16 protein-coding genes are annotated in these 14,818 nt (G+C 24.6%); 9 read left to right on the top strand and 7 right to left on the bottom strand.

Features of this window, described 5'->3' with window-relative positions; all coding sequences use genetic code 11:
- The first annotated feature begins 175 nt into the window (after nucleotides 1–175).
- The 4 genes from cbiT (at nucleotide 176) to MBCUT_RS10420 (ending at nucleotide 3,106) form a co-directional block, all read left to right on the top strand.
- Nucleotides 176–757, top strand: a complete 582-nt coding sequence (gene cbiT, locus MBCUT_RS10435) for a precorrin-6Y C5,15-methyltransferase (decarboxylating) subunit CbiT (protein ID WP_067260847.1) — start codon at nucleotides 176–178, stop codon at nucleotides 755–757.
- 10 nt (nucleotides 758–767) lie between these two features.
- On the top strand, nucleotides 768–1,532 hold the full coding sequence (locus tag MBCUT_RS10430; RefSeq protein WP_067260844.1) for a hypothetical protein: 765 nt from the start codon (nucleotides 768–770) through the stop codon (nucleotides 1,530–1,532).
- A gap of 367 nt (nucleotides 1,533–1,899) precedes the next feature.
- A complete protein-coding gene (locus MBCUT_RS10425; RefSeq protein WP_067260841.1) occupies nucleotides 1,900–2,100 on the top strand; it encodes a pseudomurein-binding repeat-containing protein in 201 nt (66 codons plus the stop codon).
- Between the two features lie 640 nt (nucleotides 2,101–2,740).
- Nucleotides 2,741–3,106 (top strand): HIRAN domain-containing protein, encoded by a 366-nt coding sequence (locus MBCUT_RS10420; RefSeq protein ID WP_067260839.1) that lies wholly within the window; start codon nucleotides 2,741–2,743, stop codon nucleotides 3,104–3,106.
- Nucleotides 3,107–3,156: 50 nt separating this feature from the next.
- Here the strand turns inward: MBCUT_RS10420 and MBCUT_RS10415 are convergent, their stop codons facing one another.
- The 3 genes from MBCUT_RS10415 to MBCUT_RS10405 form a co-directional block, all read right to left on the bottom strand.
- On the bottom strand, nucleotides 3,157–3,570 hold the full coding sequence (locus MBCUT_RS10415; RefSeq protein WP_067260838.1) for a type II toxin-antitoxin system VapC family toxin: 414 nt from the start codon (nucleotides 3,568–3,570) through the stop codon (nucleotides 3,157–3,159).
- A complete protein-coding gene (locus MBCUT_RS10410) occupies nucleotides 3,567–3,803 on the bottom strand; it encodes an AbrB/MazE/SpoVT family DNA-binding domain-containing protein (RefSeq protein WP_169805447.1) in 237 nt (78 codons plus the stop codon). The genes MBCUT_RS10415 and MBCUT_RS10410 overlap by 4 nt, the downstream gene beginning before the upstream one ends.
- A gap of 425 nt (nucleotides 3,804–4,228) precedes the next feature.
- Nucleotides 4,229–5,557, bottom strand: coding sequence for a Sau3AI family type II restriction endonuclease (locus MBCUT_RS10405; protein ID WP_067260835.1), 1,329 nt, complete (start codon nucleotides 5,555–5,557; stop codon nucleotides 4,229–4,231).
- A 155-nt stretch (nucleotides 5,558–5,712) separates the two neighbouring features.
- On the opposite strand from MBCUT_RS10405, the gene MBCUT_RS10400 reads away from it, so the two are divergent.
- The 4 genes from MBCUT_RS10400 (at nucleotide 5,713) to MBCUT_RS11865 (ending at nucleotide 8,212) form a co-directional block, all read left to right on the top strand.
- Nucleotides 5,713–5,859 carry a hypothetical protein gene (locus MBCUT_RS10400; RefSeq protein ID WP_169805446.1) on the top strand — a complete coding sequence of 49 codons (147 nt, stop codon included), beginning with the start codon at nucleotides 5,713–5,715 and terminating at the stop codon, nucleotides 5,857–5,859.
- Nucleotides 5,860–5,945: 86 nt separating this feature from the next.
- Nucleotides 5,946–7,172 carry a DNA (cytosine-5-)-methyltransferase gene (gene dcm, locus MBCUT_RS10395; protein ID WP_067260831.1) on the top strand — a complete coding sequence of 409 codons (1,227 nt, stop codon included), beginning with the start codon at nucleotides 5,946–5,948 and terminating at the stop codon, nucleotides 7,170–7,172.
- Nucleotides 7,173–7,336: 164 nt separating this feature from the next.
- Nucleotides 7,337–7,705 carry a hypothetical protein gene (locus tag MBCUT_RS10390; RefSeq protein WP_067260828.1) on the top strand — a complete coding sequence of 123 codons (369 nt, stop codon included), beginning with the start codon at nucleotides 7,337–7,339 and terminating at the stop codon, nucleotides 7,703–7,705.
- A 69-nt stretch (nucleotides 7,706–7,774) separates the two neighbouring features.
- Nucleotides 7,775–8,212 (top strand): transposase, encoded by a 438-nt coding sequence (locus tag MBCUT_RS11865; protein WP_084270829.1) that lies wholly within the window; start codon nucleotides 7,775–7,777, stop codon nucleotides 8,210–8,212.
- Nucleotides 8,213–8,343: 131 nt separating this feature from the next.
- On the opposite strand, the gene MBCUT_RS10380 is transcribed toward MBCUT_RS11865, so the two are convergent.
- From MBCUT_RS10380 to MBCUT_RS10370, 3 genes are all read right to left on the bottom strand, one after another.
- Nucleotides 8,344–8,718, bottom strand: coding sequence for a DUF2283 domain-containing protein (locus MBCUT_RS10380; RefSeq protein ID WP_067260822.1), 375 nt, complete (start codon nucleotides 8,716–8,718; stop codon nucleotides 8,344–8,346).
- A gap of 19 nt (nucleotides 8,719–8,737) precedes the next feature.
- A complete protein-coding gene (locus MBCUT_RS10375; protein ID WP_067260817.1) occupies nucleotides 8,738–9,025 on the bottom strand; it encodes a hypothetical protein in 288 nt (95 codons plus the stop codon).
- 190 nt (nucleotides 9,026–9,215) lie between these two features.
- On the bottom strand, nucleotides 9,216–10,457 hold the full coding sequence (locus MBCUT_RS10370) for an ATP-binding protein (protein ID WP_067260814.1): 1,242 nt from the start codon (nucleotides 10,455–10,457) through the stop codon (nucleotides 9,216–9,218).
- Between the two features lie 1,030 nt (nucleotides 10,458–11,487).
- Between MBCUT_RS10370 and MBCUT_RS10365 the strand changes: the two genes are divergently transcribed.
- Nucleotides 11,488–12,000, top strand: coding sequence for a type 1 glutamine amidotransferase domain-containing protein (locus tag MBCUT_RS10365; protein ID WP_067260812.1), 513 nt, complete (start codon nucleotides 11,488–11,490; stop codon nucleotides 11,998–12,000).
- 170 nt (nucleotides 12,001–12,170) lie between these two features.
- Here the strand turns inward: MBCUT_RS10365 and MBCUT_RS10360 are convergent, their stop codons facing one another.
- Nucleotides 12,171–14,324: a helix-hairpin-helix domain-containing protein gene (locus MBCUT_RS10360; RefSeq protein WP_067260809.1), complete on the bottom strand. Its 2,154-nt coding sequence runs from the start codon at nucleotides 14,322–14,324 to the stop codon at nucleotides 12,171–12,173.
- Nucleotides 14,325–14,818 lie beyond the last annotated feature (494 nt).

The raw sequence follows: 14,818 nt of genomic DNA, 5'->3' as shown, positions 1-14,818 counted from the left end.
TAATAAAATTAATAAAAAAAATTAATAAAATTAATAAAATTAATAAAAAACTATTAAAATTAATAAAATTAATAAAAAAAATTAATAAAATTAATAAAAAAAATAATAATAAACCTGAATAAATAAAGATGAATATAAAGCATCACATTAATTTAATTTCTGTAGAGGTAGTTAATTGATTAAAGATTATGAATTTATCAAATCTGATGAGGTTCCAGGACCAACAAAAGAAGAAATAAGGTGTTTAATTAAGTGTAAAAGTGAGGTTTCTTCAGAAGATATTGTTCTTGAAATTGGTTGTGGGACTGGAGGAATCACATCTACATTAGCAGAAAAATGTAAAGAAGTGATAGCTATTGATAAAAATCCAAGAGCCATAAATATTACATCTCAAAACCTTGAAAAGTTCAATCTAAGCAAGAAGGTCAAACTCATTGAAGATGATGCATTATCTTTTTTAAATTCAGAAGAAAGTCTAAAATATGTCAAAAATGTAGATATAGCTATTATTGGCGGTAGTAACAATGATCTTGAGGATATGATAGACTCAATAAACTCTAAATTAAACAAAAATGGAAAAATCATAATTACTGCTATTTTAATTGATACAAAAATTCAAGCTATTACTAAAGTTAAAAATTCAGGTTTTAAGGTAGAAATTGTGGAAATTAATGTATCAAAAGGTAAAATAATGGAAAGAGGCACCATGATGATTGCCCAAAATCCAATAGCTATTATAACTGCTACTAAATCATGAAGGTAATAAAATGGAAATCAATTTCAATTGGAAAATAAAACTAGCTTTACTTCTGCTTGTATCATCTGCGTTACTCTATTTGATAGCTTATGCTTATTTTCATGATGTTCAAAAAGTTATCTTTTACATACTCATTGATATGGCATTTGTTCCATTAGATATCTTAATTGTGGTTTTGGTTGTGGAAAGTGTTATCAACAAAAAAGAAAAAGAAACTATGGTTGAAAAATTAGATATGCTCATGAATGTATTCTTTTCAGAAATAGGCACAGAACTTTTAAATAATTTTAGTAAAATAGACAAAAACAATTCTAGAATTGATGAATTACTTTTAGAACTTGAAAAAATAGATAGCAAAAAATTTTCAAAGCTTTTAAAGAGAATAAGAAAGTCAGATTATGAATTTGATTTAATGATTCCAGATGGGAAAAAAGAATCCTTTTTAAATGGGTTACAAAATCTTTTAAAAGGAAAAAGAGATTTCTTAATTAGAATGTTAGAAAATCCAAATTTATTAGAAAAAGAAACATTCTCAGATCTTTTATTAGCTATTTTCCATCTTGATGAAGAGTTAGAAAGAAGAGATCTAAATGAAAATATTCCAGAAACTGATTTAATGCATTTAATTGCAGATATCGATAGAGTTTATTTCAATCTTGTTTACGAATGGTTAAATCATCTTTATTATTTGAAAAACAATTATCCCTACATGTTTTCTTTAGCTATTCGTACAAATCCTTTTGATACAGGAGCTTCTGTTCAGATTAAGGAATAATTAATCTTGTAAATAAGCTATTATAAAAATATAACTTAACAAATAAACAAATAGCTTACCTATAGCTTATTTAAAACATAATCTTAGAGAACAGATAACTTAAATGAATAGAAAACCTATATTAGAAATCTGTTAATTTTAATTATTACTAACAATTCCAATTAAGGAAATATTCTAATTCTTCATTATATATTTTAGAAATTGGCTATTGAATAGATTATTTATAATAAAAGTAGTTATTGAATAGGTTATTTATAATGAATTAATAGAATACTTTATATATAAGAAATTGTAATAATTTTAAACATATTACATGAAGGCCAGGAATAATATTATCATGACGATGTTTTTATGAAGTGATGTTTTTATGACATATCTAACACTAGACGAATATAGAGAAATGGTAAACGAAATAATTGAAATTAGAAATACAACTGGTGAAATGCCAGAATATGCTCAAATTTGTAACATTACAATACCTCGTGAGAATTATTGTAATATGATTGAGCGTGTAAATAAATTCATTTTAGAAATGGGAAGAAGTCCAAGGTCCATTGAAATAGGATAGTATATTTCTACTTTAAATATCATATTAAGCTTCAAATATCATAGAAATAAACTATGTAAAAACCACTAAAAACATATCATAGAAATAAACTATGTAAAAACCACTAAAAACATATCATAGAAATAAACTATGTAAAAACCACTAAAAACATATCATAGAAATAAATTATGTAAGAAGCATTAAGAGAGGATTAGTTATTTAAAAAGAATTTCTCTTCCAAATTAAGTATTAATTTTTATAAATAAGATATACAGATATTTTTATACCATATCTGCAAATATACTAGCCAAAATATAACATCATATTAATCATTTATTTTAAAAATAAATTCAATCATTATAACTAATTAATATAAATAATATGATTCTAATTTTTAAATTTATTGATATATCTAATGATAAAAGCAATTTAATTTAGAACTACTGAAAATTAATAAATTCTTTTTATTCATTATTTATTAGTAAAAGCTAAATAAATGACATTATTATTAAAATGTTAATCAAATGATACTATTTCACTTATTCCTAATCATTTCTTTAAATCAATGCAAATGTGATTAAAAAGAAATTCTCTTTTAGAACATGTAAGATCTTTTAAAAGATTGTGATAAAAATAATATATAATTAAATTGGAGAATAACATGAACAAAATCACTTTTACAGTTACAGGTTACCATTTCTATGATGGAATGAAACCTTTTGAAGATACTAAGTATTTTAAATTAATCAAAGAAGAAGATAATGAGTATGACTCTGAAGCTATTAGAATAGAAGATTTTTCTGGGAAAAAACTAGCCTATGTAGCTAATTCTTATAACACTATTATTAAAGGAACCATGAGTGCAGGTAGAATTTATGATAAGATCGGAAATATTGGTTATTGTAAAGTCTATGAAATAAATAGCTATGGAATCATCTGCGAAGTAATTGATAAAGATAAAGTGAGAAAAAAATCCCCTAATAAGGTTATGAGAAAAGTTAAAAATAAATTTTTTAAAATAAGATGAAAAACGAATATATCCTAAGTTAAGGAAAAATTCTTCGAATTTTCTTCAGCTTAGAAAATCGAAGATCTTCTAAGATTAAAAAATCCTTTGGATTTTTTAACTTTATCGAAGTCTGAGTCAAAAGAAGCTATTTCTGTAATATTTTGTTCATTCATTATTTGAATTGATAGAGAGTCGGCTAAAGATAAACCACCATCATATTTTAAATAAATTTTCATTGCATTATTTGATCTAATTTTATTATCATATATGACATGATAATTTTTAATTAAATGATTATAGGTAATATTGCCTGCTTTACCTCTAAGTAGACTTCCAATGTTAGTTACAGTTTCAGAAATTATTAAATTAGAAATGACTTTTTCTCTATTTTTAATTAGCATAGCTACTTTTAAGGATTGTTTATGCCATTGGTCGTTTTCATTGAAGTATGCAATTAGAAAACTCGAATCAGCAAAAATCATTTCTTACCTCTTTGTGATCGTTTTTTAAGTTTTACAGCATCAGTAAGTTCATCTGATTTAAATATCCCAGCCATATCTTCAAAATTTAAGTTTTCAATGAATTTTAGCTTAACTTCCCCCCTTTCATCTAAATACCATTCAACCAAATGATCTTCGGTGATGTTTAGCTTTTTTCTTATTTCCTTAGGAATTACTGTTTGAAATTTATTATATATTTTTGTTGTAATTACCATAATAATCATACCCAAATATTTTTCATAATAAAATATTTTTTCATAATGAACTATATTTCATAAGATATTATATTAATCCATATACTTAAAATTTTTTATTTTTTAAAAATAATTTTTTAAGTTTATTCATCATAAAAAAAAATCTTTAATAAGAAATTCTATTCTAAATGATTCTATAATAAAGATATTAAAAATAGATAAAATATTTATAACTAATCGTTTTGTATAATTTCAATCAATAAGTTATAAAAAAATAATATATGATTCCCTAAAATTAATTATTTTGAATAGGTTTATTGTAATCTTGTAATATTTAACATAGTTTACTATTGAATTATTTTAAAGTACTTTTTTTAAAATATCATTAATTTTTAACAGTACCTCTTAAATTAAAATTTAAAACAAATAAGTAAAGAAAACTGTTGTTATGAATATTTTAGCTTATCATTAACGAAATCTTTACTTAACATGAAGCATGTTTTAGTCTCATTTTTATCTAAAAAAGTTCCATATGCATTATCTCCCTTTTTACCTCTTGGAGCTATTACGAGAGGGTATGATTTTTCAGGAACCGGTAGATTTTCAATATTTTGAGTTTCAATTGTTTTTTGTATCATTTCATATGCATTTTCAAAGGATTTTAAATCATCTTCTGTGAAAGTTATTTCTTTGACATCCTTAAGAATCCTTTCACCATTTTTAGAACCCTTACTTCCTTGATATAGAATTAATATTATTATAACATCCTCAAAATAACTTTTCCAAATAGAATCTTCCCAATCACTTTCAAACTCTTCTAATTTAAGATTTCTAAAGGATAAACGCTCTAATAATTCCATATTGTTATCAACAGGGACATTCTTTATAGCATAATATGTTTTCTCAAAAATATCGTACCTTTCATTTAAAAATTTGTCAGTTCCGATAATCTTATTTGAAATTTGTTTATTAATATTTTTAGGTATAGCCTCAATTGGAATTTCTAATTTTTTAGCTATTTCTAACTGATTTTCTCCAAAATATGGTTCAATTTTCGAATAAACATATTCGTATGGTGAAACTTTATCTGTTGTCAGTTTATTTGACTTATGAGACTCTAAAAAGTTCCTCAAAATTGCAGTCATGAATGAATTTTTCAATTCAAATGCTCTTGGAGCAGCTTCTAAATTTTTATTTGAGTATTTTTTAATATCAGTTCCCTTTTTCCCCTTTTTACAAGCTCCTAAATATGTGGTTGGTGTTCTTCCCCCAAGTTCATCAGCTTTTTCTTTGATGACTTTATCTCTTATAGTATCAAAGTCATTTTTAATAACATTCACATCTTTTTTCATGTCATAAAGCTGATAATAATCGATTCTAAATTCCCCCTTATCTTTTTTGAACTTTTCCTCAAACTCATACCAAATTATCAATAACTTTTTATTTTTAGACCAAAATTGACTTTGAAGAAAATCTTCATAGATTATTTGATTATAATCAATCATACTTAGAACCAATCGTTCTTTTGCAGAGAAGTCCCCTTTTTTATTTTTTCTGTAACCTGAAACTTTCAACTCTATTCCAAGTTCTTCAAAATCGGATTTTGGATTATTATTAGGTTCATATCCGTAAAAACCATATTCAACTATTTTACCTAAAAGTCCTTTATCATTAGGAATTTCTTTTAGTAAATTTTTCTTATCAATTTCCTTAAATTTTTTTCCTTCAATATTTTTAGTAAAATCTAACAATTCCTGCTCTGTTTTGAACTTCATAGTTTTCTCCTAAAAAATATATTATATAATAATTTAAATGTTTCTTTATTTATTAGTATATGAAAAAATCACTAGTTTTCAATGAAAGTAAACTTTATATATGCTTAGTGTATATATTGAATATACATAGAAGTCAAAATGGAAAATTGGTAAGTATGAGCAAAGATAATGATTCTTCAGAGAGCAGTAGTATACGATTAACTATGTCTACTAAAATAAAACTAAAAAATTTAGCTTTAACAAAGGGAGAAAGCTATGAAAACATTATTTTAAGATTATTAGACAAAACAAAGGAAAAATGAATTTATTATGTATACATATAGTAAACTTTATATATACCTAATGTATACATATTAGTATAAGTATAATTAAGGAGATAGTTAATAAAATGAAAGTTGTTGAATTATTTGCAGGTGTTGGTGGTTTTCGACTAGGATTGGAAAGAACATCAGATAAATTCGATTTTGTCTGGGCAAATCAATGGGAACCAAGTAGAAAAACCCAACATGCATTTGATTGTTATATAGAACACTTTGGAAAAAAAGATTCTCATATAAATAAGGATATCTGCACAATCGATAAAAATGAAATACCTAACCATGAACTATTAGTGGGAGGATTTCCTTGTCAAGATTATTCAGTTGCAAGAACTGGTGCAAAAGGAATAGAAGGAATAAAAGGAGTTCTTTGGTGGGAAATATATGAAATATTAAAAACAAAAAAGCCAACATTCGTTTTATTAGAAAATGTTGATAGACTACTAAAGTCTCCAGCATCACAAAGAGGTCGAGACTTTGGAGTTATGTTATCATGTTTTAATGAAGCAGATTATTCTGTTGAATGGAGAGTAATAAATGCAGCAGAATATGGTTATCCTCAAAAAAGAAGAAGAATATTCATATTTGCCTTTAAAAATGATTCAAAATATGCAAAGAATTTAAACATTGAAAAACCATATGAATACATTCATAAAAAAGGTTTTTTTCAAAATGAATTTCCAATATTAAGAAAACCTATTAAACAAAAAATAAGAAAAAATTCAACATATATAGAATATGGTAGCATTGCAGATGTTTCAGATAATTTCGATTTTAACTTTGAAAACTCAGGAATAATGTCCAAAAAGAAAATCTACACAGAACAAACATTTCCAAACTATAATGGAGAATATATAAAACTAAAAGACATATTAGATAGTGATGTTGATGAAAAATATTATATTGACACAGACCCTAACAAATTAGAAAAATTTAAAAAAGCTAAAGCAGCAAAAAAAATCAATAGAATCAGTAAAGAAGGACATGAATATGTGTTTGCTGAAGGAAACTTATCTTTTCCAGACTGCACCGATACACCCGCAAGAACCATGTTAACAAGTGAATCCACAGTTAATAGAAGCTCCCATGTTGTTGAAGACCCTAAAACTAAAAGATTAAGAGTATTAACACCATTAGAATCAGAAAGAATAAACGGATTTGAAGATAATTGGACAAATACAGACATGACTGAAAGATTCAGATATTTCTGTATGGGAAACGCATTGGTCGTTGGATTAATAGAACAAATGGGTAAAATTCTAATTAACATTTATAAAAATGAAAACAGAGATATATGAATTTCATGCAATTAAAATAACTATAGTATGATACCAATGCTGTCAATTTAAGAAAATTTTCTTTAAAATTTCAATATTTTTAATTAATTTTTTGGCTTTGTAGAAATCATATTAAGTATTATGGAATCCCATATTATGTATTACCAAACAATAAAAGTGATTCCATGTTTAATGTGTGTGATAATAAGTTAATAAAATTTACTGTTTTATCATTTAGAGTTGCTAAAATGTCTTTAACAGAATATTCTTGTGAAAAATCAAAATATAGATATACTCAGCATCAACTTATGGCGTTAATATGTTTAATGAAACGTTTAAGAAGGGATTATCGTCTTTTCACTTCAATTATCCAACTGATGCCAGAAATATGCTTAATTCTCGATTTAAAAAAGATTCCACATTACACAGCATTGCAAAAATTCTTCAAACGAATCAAATCACAAGTAATAGATGAAATAATGAATCAAACTGTGAAATTATTCGATATTAAAAATCCTTGGGTAGCTTTAGATGGAACTGGACACTCTTGCTGATCAAGCCAGCACATATTTTACTGATAAAAACAAAACAAAAAATGGAGAAAAAGCTTCACCAAAAATCAAATAGCAATAGACACAACAAACCAAGTAATACTAGCACACAAAATTGTTAAAGGACCAAGACACGATTCCAAAGATGCAATACCACTAATAAGAAAAACAAAAAAATACAATCCAATAGGATTCAGTTTAAACAAAACATATGACAGTGAAGAAATACACAAAGTTATACATGAAGAATTAAATGCATCCAGCCTAATACCTCTTAAAAAAAGAGCTAAAAAAGGTAAATATAGAATAGGATCAATATCTATCTTCACCAAACCAAAATACCATCAAAGAAGCATAGTAGAAACAACAATATCTATTATAAAAAGAATTTTTGGAGACAAAAATCAAAATAGAAGTGACAAGCTAAGAAATAAAGAAACCAAGTTAAAAAATCTATGCTATGACATATATCGCTACACAAAAACAACCAATATAAAAATTCAAATATGATTTCTACAGAACCAAAATAACAAACTTTTTCTAGACCCATTCTATTTTATTATAAAAATTATTTTACTAGTAGCTATTATTATTTTTTTAATAATTTATTTTTAAATATCATTTAAAATTTAAGTAAGTTTTTATGATGAAGCAACAGCTAATTCAGTTTGACTATTAGGTAAATGATAATTATTATCTCCAATGACATTAATAGGTATTGAAGTAGGTCTTTGGTGAATTTTAATTGTTAGAATAATATTTAATTCAATTTTTTTTTCAGTAATTTTTATGTACATATCTCCAGTGTTAATTTTCTTGAGAAGATATTTTTTAGCTTTTAAAACTTTAGAAGCGTTTAATATTTCAAGACCCATTGGGATTTTATTTTTATTAAAATCCATGACTACTGATTTGTCTAAAAATTCAGAAAATTCATATTTCTGTTTTGTTGGTGATTGGAAGAATAAAATATCTTCTTTATAATCATAATCAATACTCATAATATTTTCTTTCATTGCAAAAACTTTCCTTAATTTATTTGTTAATTATATATTGAGTTACAATATTAATAAACTTATCTTTAATAGCAAGGACTATATAAATATTATATTCCTCATTGTAATCATAAGTTAAATCAAATTTTTTAGACCCTTCTTGCTCAATATTAATAGGGGATTCTTCTATTATCAGTCGACAAATATCATCAAACAGGATTTGTCTGAATTTACGTCTCTTATTAGAATGTTTTGTTTGTCTTAATTGATTTTTATTACATCCATGTAAAAAATCAATTATGTTATTTTCATCTAATCGAATAGTCATTAACATCCCATAAAGAATTATAAAAATGATAATATATAAAAATTTCTAATTAACCTAAACAATTAGATTTTTAAATTTTTACTTTTGTTTATGAATTAAATAGAAATATTTAATATTAGATTAAATAACACTAAAAATTTTGTGTTCTAAATTGTTATAACAAAACAAATACATATTGTTCAGTTTAATATTATATCATATTTCCCTTTAAAAAATCAATTAAATTAATATGTTTTATTCCCTCTCTTGAAAAGTCAAATTCATCCATACTTATTACATATTTTGGATAATTATCTTGAATCTTAAGTAATGATTCAAATTCCCGTTTTACAGTAGTTTCATCTGCTAAAATATATGAAACTTGAATATAGATTGTTTCACCTGCTTTTTTACAAACAAAATCAACTTCCTTTTCTTTAAATTTACCAATTGTTATATTGTATCCTCTTCTAAGTAATTCTGTATAAACAATATTTTCTATTGATTGATCAATATCTTTTTCATTATCTCCATAAACTGCTTGTCTAAATCCTAAGTCTGTTAAATAAAATTTTTCCTTGTGGTTTAAGATTTTTTTACCTACTAAATCTTCCCTTTTCAGTTTGTTAATCAAACAAGCTTCTTCCATATAGGATAAATAATTGTATATAGTGTTTACTGATACATTTATTTTATCTTTTTTTAGGTATTTTACAATATTATTTGCAGAAAATAGCTGTCCAATATTAGCCATTATAAAAAGTAGTATTCTCTCTAATAAATCTACATCTCTAATTTCATTTCTTTTAATTATATCTTTAAGAAATATTGAATTATAAAGGTCAGTTAAATATTGGATTTTCTCATTTGTTTCAAATTCTAATACAGATGGCATTCCACCAAATCTAAGATAGTCAATAAACAGTTTATTGCCACTAAATTTTTTATAGTTCCTATTCTCCTTAGATTTTTCATGCCCTATTTTTTTATTAGATTTCTTATAGTCTATAAATTCTAAAAATGAAAATGGATAAATTTTTATTTCTATATAACGCCCTGTTAAATAAGTAGCTAATTCTCCTGATAGAAGTTTAGCATTTGAACCTGTAATGAATATATCATACTTTTTTTCTGCTAAATATGAGTTAATAAGTTTTTCCCAATTTTCAACTTCCTGTATTTCATCGAAAAATAAGTAATTTTTATCTGTGTTTTTGATTAATTTTTCGATTAAATTATCTAACTTATCGATGTTTTTTATATTAAAATATTCTTTTAATTCAAAGTTTATTAGAATTATATTTTCTTCTTTTACTCCTTTTTGTTTTAAGCTATCAATAATTTGTTGTAATATTGTTGATTTCCCACAACGTCTGATTCCACTTATAACCTTAACTATGTTTTTATCTATATATGGTTCAATTCTACTTAGATACATTTCCCTTTTAATCATTTTAAAAATTCCCTAAACATGATTTTTGATTTCTGTACACTGAAAAAACTTTCATAGGTATTTATACTAACTTTTTTATAATGAAAAAACTATTATAAATATTTAAATTTTTCTATATATTAAAATAGTTTTTATAAATATTTAAATTTTTCTATATAATAAAAAAACTTATTACTATTTATATTAACTTTTTTGTATTGAAAAAATTCTTAAAAAGTAAAAAAAATTTCTTTATACTGAAACAACTTTAAGAATAGTTACAGAATTTAAGTATTTGAACCTTGTGATTAAAAAAACAGAGATTATATTCAAAATAAATAAACATTTCGAGATAATATTTAATTAAACTATTATGGCTAATCTTAATAAACATTAACAATCTTAATTATTTGCATTTATCAATATACTATTTATTACTAATTTTAATCAAATCTTTAAAATGATTAATTTTAAGTAATTTATTATTGTGAGAATTGTTCTTATTCCTTTTAACTATAACTTGTAGAATTTCTATTTTAGAGCATTGAAATTATTTAGATAAATCATCCAAAAAATATTATAATTTTAAGTTAATAATTCTAATTAATTTATTATATTAATAAACATGTTTAAATAATATATTTTTAATAATAGTTAATTTTAAGAGGTTATAATTGAAAATAGAGACATATTAGCTAAATAAAAAAATATAATTATTGCCAAAAATTTCGTGCTTGACTATAGTATAAAAATAATTAAATATTATTAAACATATATAGAATAGTAATATTGAGTTGGGGATTATAGTACTTCTCGTGACTTATCTAACATTCGATCATTAACAATTGAGTTTGGAAAAAAGCTCTAAAAACCTTTAAAAACATGAACAAATACTTACAAACTGGAAAAAATATTTTCCATTATTGTTTTGTCCATGTCAAAAAAGTTTGGAAAAATACTATAATTATGATTCAAAATTAGTTTTCAGAAACATTACTAAAAAAATTATCAACTCGATGAAAAATTTTTAAATATTGTAGGGTGAATTAAAATGAGTAAAATCGTAGTAATATTAGGAAATATGTTTGAAGATGTGGAGTATACAGAACCTGCAAAAGTTTTTAAGGAAAATGGTCATGAATTAACCGTTGTGGGACTTAAAAAGGGGCAAAAAGTCAAAGGCAAACAGGGAAATGCATCGGAAACAATTGAAAAATCATTCAACGATGTTTCAATAGATGATTTTGATGCTCTTTTCATACCTGGAGGACATTCTCCAGATGAATTAAGAGTAGATGAGGATGCTGTAGAGTTTACAAAAGAATTTGTTAAAAGTGGCAAGCCAGTATTTGCAATTTGCCATGCACCACAAATTTTAATCACTGCTCAAGTTCTAGAAGGTCGTAGAATCACAGGATGGAAATCGATCATACAAGATATTAAAAATGCAGGAGCAACATATGTTGATGAAGAAGTAGTTGAAGATGGCAACATAATTTCAAGCCGTAGCCCAGATGATATACCTGCTTTTATTAAAGCATCGCTTAAAAAACTAAAAGAATAAATAATAATTAATCATTTTTTATTTTTATTAATCTATAGGTGTCTCTGAAAATGTCAAATCATTATCAAAGCCTACAATTAATTTTTATATATCAATAAACATTCATATTATCCTATCATTTTTATAACAACTTTCATGGAATCTTTTATTTTTACTTTAGATTAATAATATCAATCATCAAGCATGGTTAATTGAATTCTATTTCTATCAAGATCCAATTCAATAATTTGAACTTTCACTATATCTCCAACATTTACAATATCAGAAGGATGATTAACAAATTTACCATGTCCCATATGGGAAATATGAATCAAACCATCATGATAAACACCAATATCAATAAATGCTCCGAAATCAACAACATTTCTCACTGAACCATCTAATATCATACCTTCTTTAAGATTTTCTATAGATAGGGTATGTGATCTTAATATTGCTTGAGATTTCTGATCTCTTGGGTCTTTTAATGGATATTTAAGTTGAATAATAATATACATCAAGGTGCCTTTATCAATATCGAACTTTTTAGCTAATTTTTCAAGATTTAAATTACCAAAGGATAGATTTCCTGAAAATATATCTCCTAATTTGTAATTTAGCTCTTCTAATATTTTATAAGTAACATCATAATATTTCGGATGGATTCGTGTAATATCTAAAAGATTATCAGATGTGAAAACTTTTAAAAATCCTGCACATTGTTCAAAAACATTAGCATCTATTCCTTCAACTTTTAAAAGTTCCTTACGATTAGTAAAGACTCCATTTTCTTCCCTATATTTTAAAATATTAGTAGCAATTGCAGAATCTAAACCAGAAACATAAACTAAAAGAGGTATAGAAGCAGAATTTACATCTACACCTACATCATTAACAACTTTCTCAATTACATTTTTTAAAGATTCACTTAAGTATTTTTCATCTATATCATGCTGATATTGACCAACACCAATAGATTTAGGATCAACTTTAACAAGTTCAACTAAAGGATCTTGTAAACGTTTAGCTATTGAAATAGCTACCCTATAATCATTTTCAAAGTTAGGTAGTTCCATTACTCCAAAGATACTTCTAGAATAATCAGAAGCTCCTGCTTGATTAACAATAGCATATTTAACATTAGTACCCTTTATAATATCAGCTATTATAGTTTCAAATCTTTTTGAATCAGAAACACTTCCTAAAGCTATAATATCCACATTATATTTATTTATTAAATCCAAAATTTTGTTTTTAGTTTCATCAATCTGATTTTGAGAGCCAATTGTGAAAACATTGTCAGTAGCTAATACTTCCCCAGTTCCATCAACAATAGCTAATTTAGAAGTAGAATAAGGAGAAGGATTCCACCCTAAAACTATTTTATCCCTAATAGGGCCTTGCATTAATAGACTCTCTAAATTTTTTGAAAAAACCTTTATAGCTCCATTTATTGCTTTTTTGCTTAGATGATCTCTAATGTCTTTTTCAATTGAAGGAGCTATTAAATCTCTATATGCTCTTAAAACAGTTTCTTCTAATAATTCTTTTGTAAATTTATTATAATTTTCACTATGATCCTTAGAATTATCGATTAAAATATGTCTATTTAAATAGCTTGTTATTTCACTTTCAGGAACTTGGATTTTAACTTTTAAAAAGCCCTCCTCTTCTCCCCTATTAATAGCCAATATCCTATGGTTAGCCATACTAACAAGTTTCTCCTTATGCTCATAGTACATTTCATAAGAAGATTCTTCATTTTTATTAGATACCTTAACTATAATTTCCCCATCTTCATAGGAAATTTTCCTAATTAGTGGCCTAAATTGAGGATTATCTGAAATAATTTCAGCTATTATATCTTTAGATCCTGAGATAGCTTCTTCTACAGTATTCACCCCATTTTCATCAGACAAATATTCTTTAGCCACATCAGAAATAGGACTATTTATTTTTTGTTCTAAAATAATCTTTGCTAAGCCTTCAAGACCTTTTTCTTTGGCTATGACCCCCATTGTTCTATTTTTAGGAGAAAATGGTCTGTAAATGTCTTCTACTGTTTCTAGATTTTTAGCATTATTAATTATTTTATTCAATTCATCAGAAAATTTATCCTGTTCTTTTAAACTTTTAATAACCTCTTTTTTTCTTTTTTCAAGAGTTTTAAGATTTTTAAAGTCTCCAATAACTTTCCTCACTGTTTCATCATTTAAGGATCCAGTTTCTTTCTTTTTATATCTAACAATATAAGGTATAGAATATCCTTGGCTAATGAGACTTATAACTTCCTTAACTTGCCAATCAAAAAGATTTAACTTTTCAGACAAGGCATTTACAATCATAACAGAGCCTCCTATTTTCAGTTCAATAAATATTACACCTTCTTAATACTTCCAATCTTCTTAATAGTTCCAATCTTATTAATGCTTCCAATCTTCTTAATACTTCCAATAGTAAGAGTAATAAGTTAATATCTTCTAGCTATTAATCAAATTATTGTAGTAATCAGTAGCCTAATAATCATAGTTTCATTTATTATATGGCATTACAACATATAATTATTTAATAATTATATAGTAATTTAGTAATTATATACTTTAGTATATTGTCATTAGTATTAAAATTATTATAATTAGTTAATAATTATATAGTGGTTTAGTAATTATATACTTTAGTATATTGTTATTAGTATTAAAATTATTATAATTATTTTAAATTTAAATTATAGATTTTCTAAATATTATTTTTAAGAAATAAAAAAATATAGGTATTTATATAATATTTAAAGATTTTAAATGAGGAATATTTTTATTAAATTTTTTAAAAATCTTAATTA

The sequence above is a fragment of the Methanobrevibacter cuticularis genome (assembly GCF_001639285.1).
Taxonomy (GTDB): domain Archaea; phylum Methanobacteriota; class Methanobacteria; order Methanobacteriales; family Methanobacteriaceae; genus Methanobaculum; species Methanobaculum cuticulare.
This window is presented reverse-complemented; position numbering and strand designations above follow the sequence as displayed.

Coding starts and splice junctions, on each gene's coding strand:
- MBCUT_RS10430 (WP_067260844.1), top strand. CDS start 768: ATGGAAATCAATTTCAATTGGAAAATAAAACTAGCTTTACTTCTGCTT.
- MBCUT_RS10425 (WP_067260841.1), top strand. CDS start 1,900: ATGACATATCTAACACTAGACGAATATAGAGAAATGGTAAACGAAATA.
- MBCUT_RS10420 (WP_067260839.1), top strand. CDS start 2,741: ATGAACAAAATCACTTTTACAGTTACAGGTTACCATTTCTATGATGGA.
- MBCUT_RS10415 (WP_067260838.1), bottom strand. CDS start 3,570: ATGATTTTTGCTGATTCGAGTTTTCTAATTGCATACTTCAATGAAAAC.
- MBCUT_RS10410 (WP_169805447.1), bottom strand. CDS start 3,803: ATGGTAATTACAACAAAAATATATAATAAATTTCAAACAGTAATTCCT.
- MBCUT_RS10405 (WP_067260835.1), bottom strand. CDS start 5,557: ATGAAGTTCAAAACAGAGCAGGAATTGTTAGATTTTACTAAAAATATT.
- MBCUT_RS10400 (WP_169805446.1), top strand. CDS start 5,713: ATGAGCAAAGATAATGATTCTTCAGAGAGCAGTAGTATACGATTAACT.
- dcm (WP_067260831.1), top strand. CDS start 5,946: ATGAAAGTTGTTGAATTATTTGCAGGTGTTGGTGGTTTTCGACTAGGA.
- MBCUT_RS10390 (WP_067260828.1), top strand. CDS start 7,337: ATGTTTAATGTGTGTGATAATAAGTTAATAAAATTTACTGTTTTATCA.
- MBCUT_RS10380 (WP_067260822.1), bottom strand. CDS start 8,718: ATGAAAGAAAATATTATGAGTATTGATTATGATTATAAAGAAGATATT.
- MBCUT_RS10375 (WP_067260817.1), bottom strand. CDS start 9,025: ATGACTATTCGATTAGATGAAAATAACATAATTGATTTTTTACATGGA.
- MBCUT_RS10370 (WP_067260814.1), bottom strand. CDS start 10,457: ATGATTAAAAGGGAAATGTATCTAAGTAGAATTGAACCATATATAGAT.
- MBCUT_RS10365 (WP_067260812.1), top strand. CDS start 11,488: ATGAGTAAAATCGTAGTAATATTAGGAAATATGTTTGAAGATGTGGAG.
- MBCUT_RS10360 (WP_067260809.1), bottom strand. CDS start 14,324: ATGATTGTAAATGCCTTGTCTGAAAAGTTAAATCTTTTTGATTGGCAA.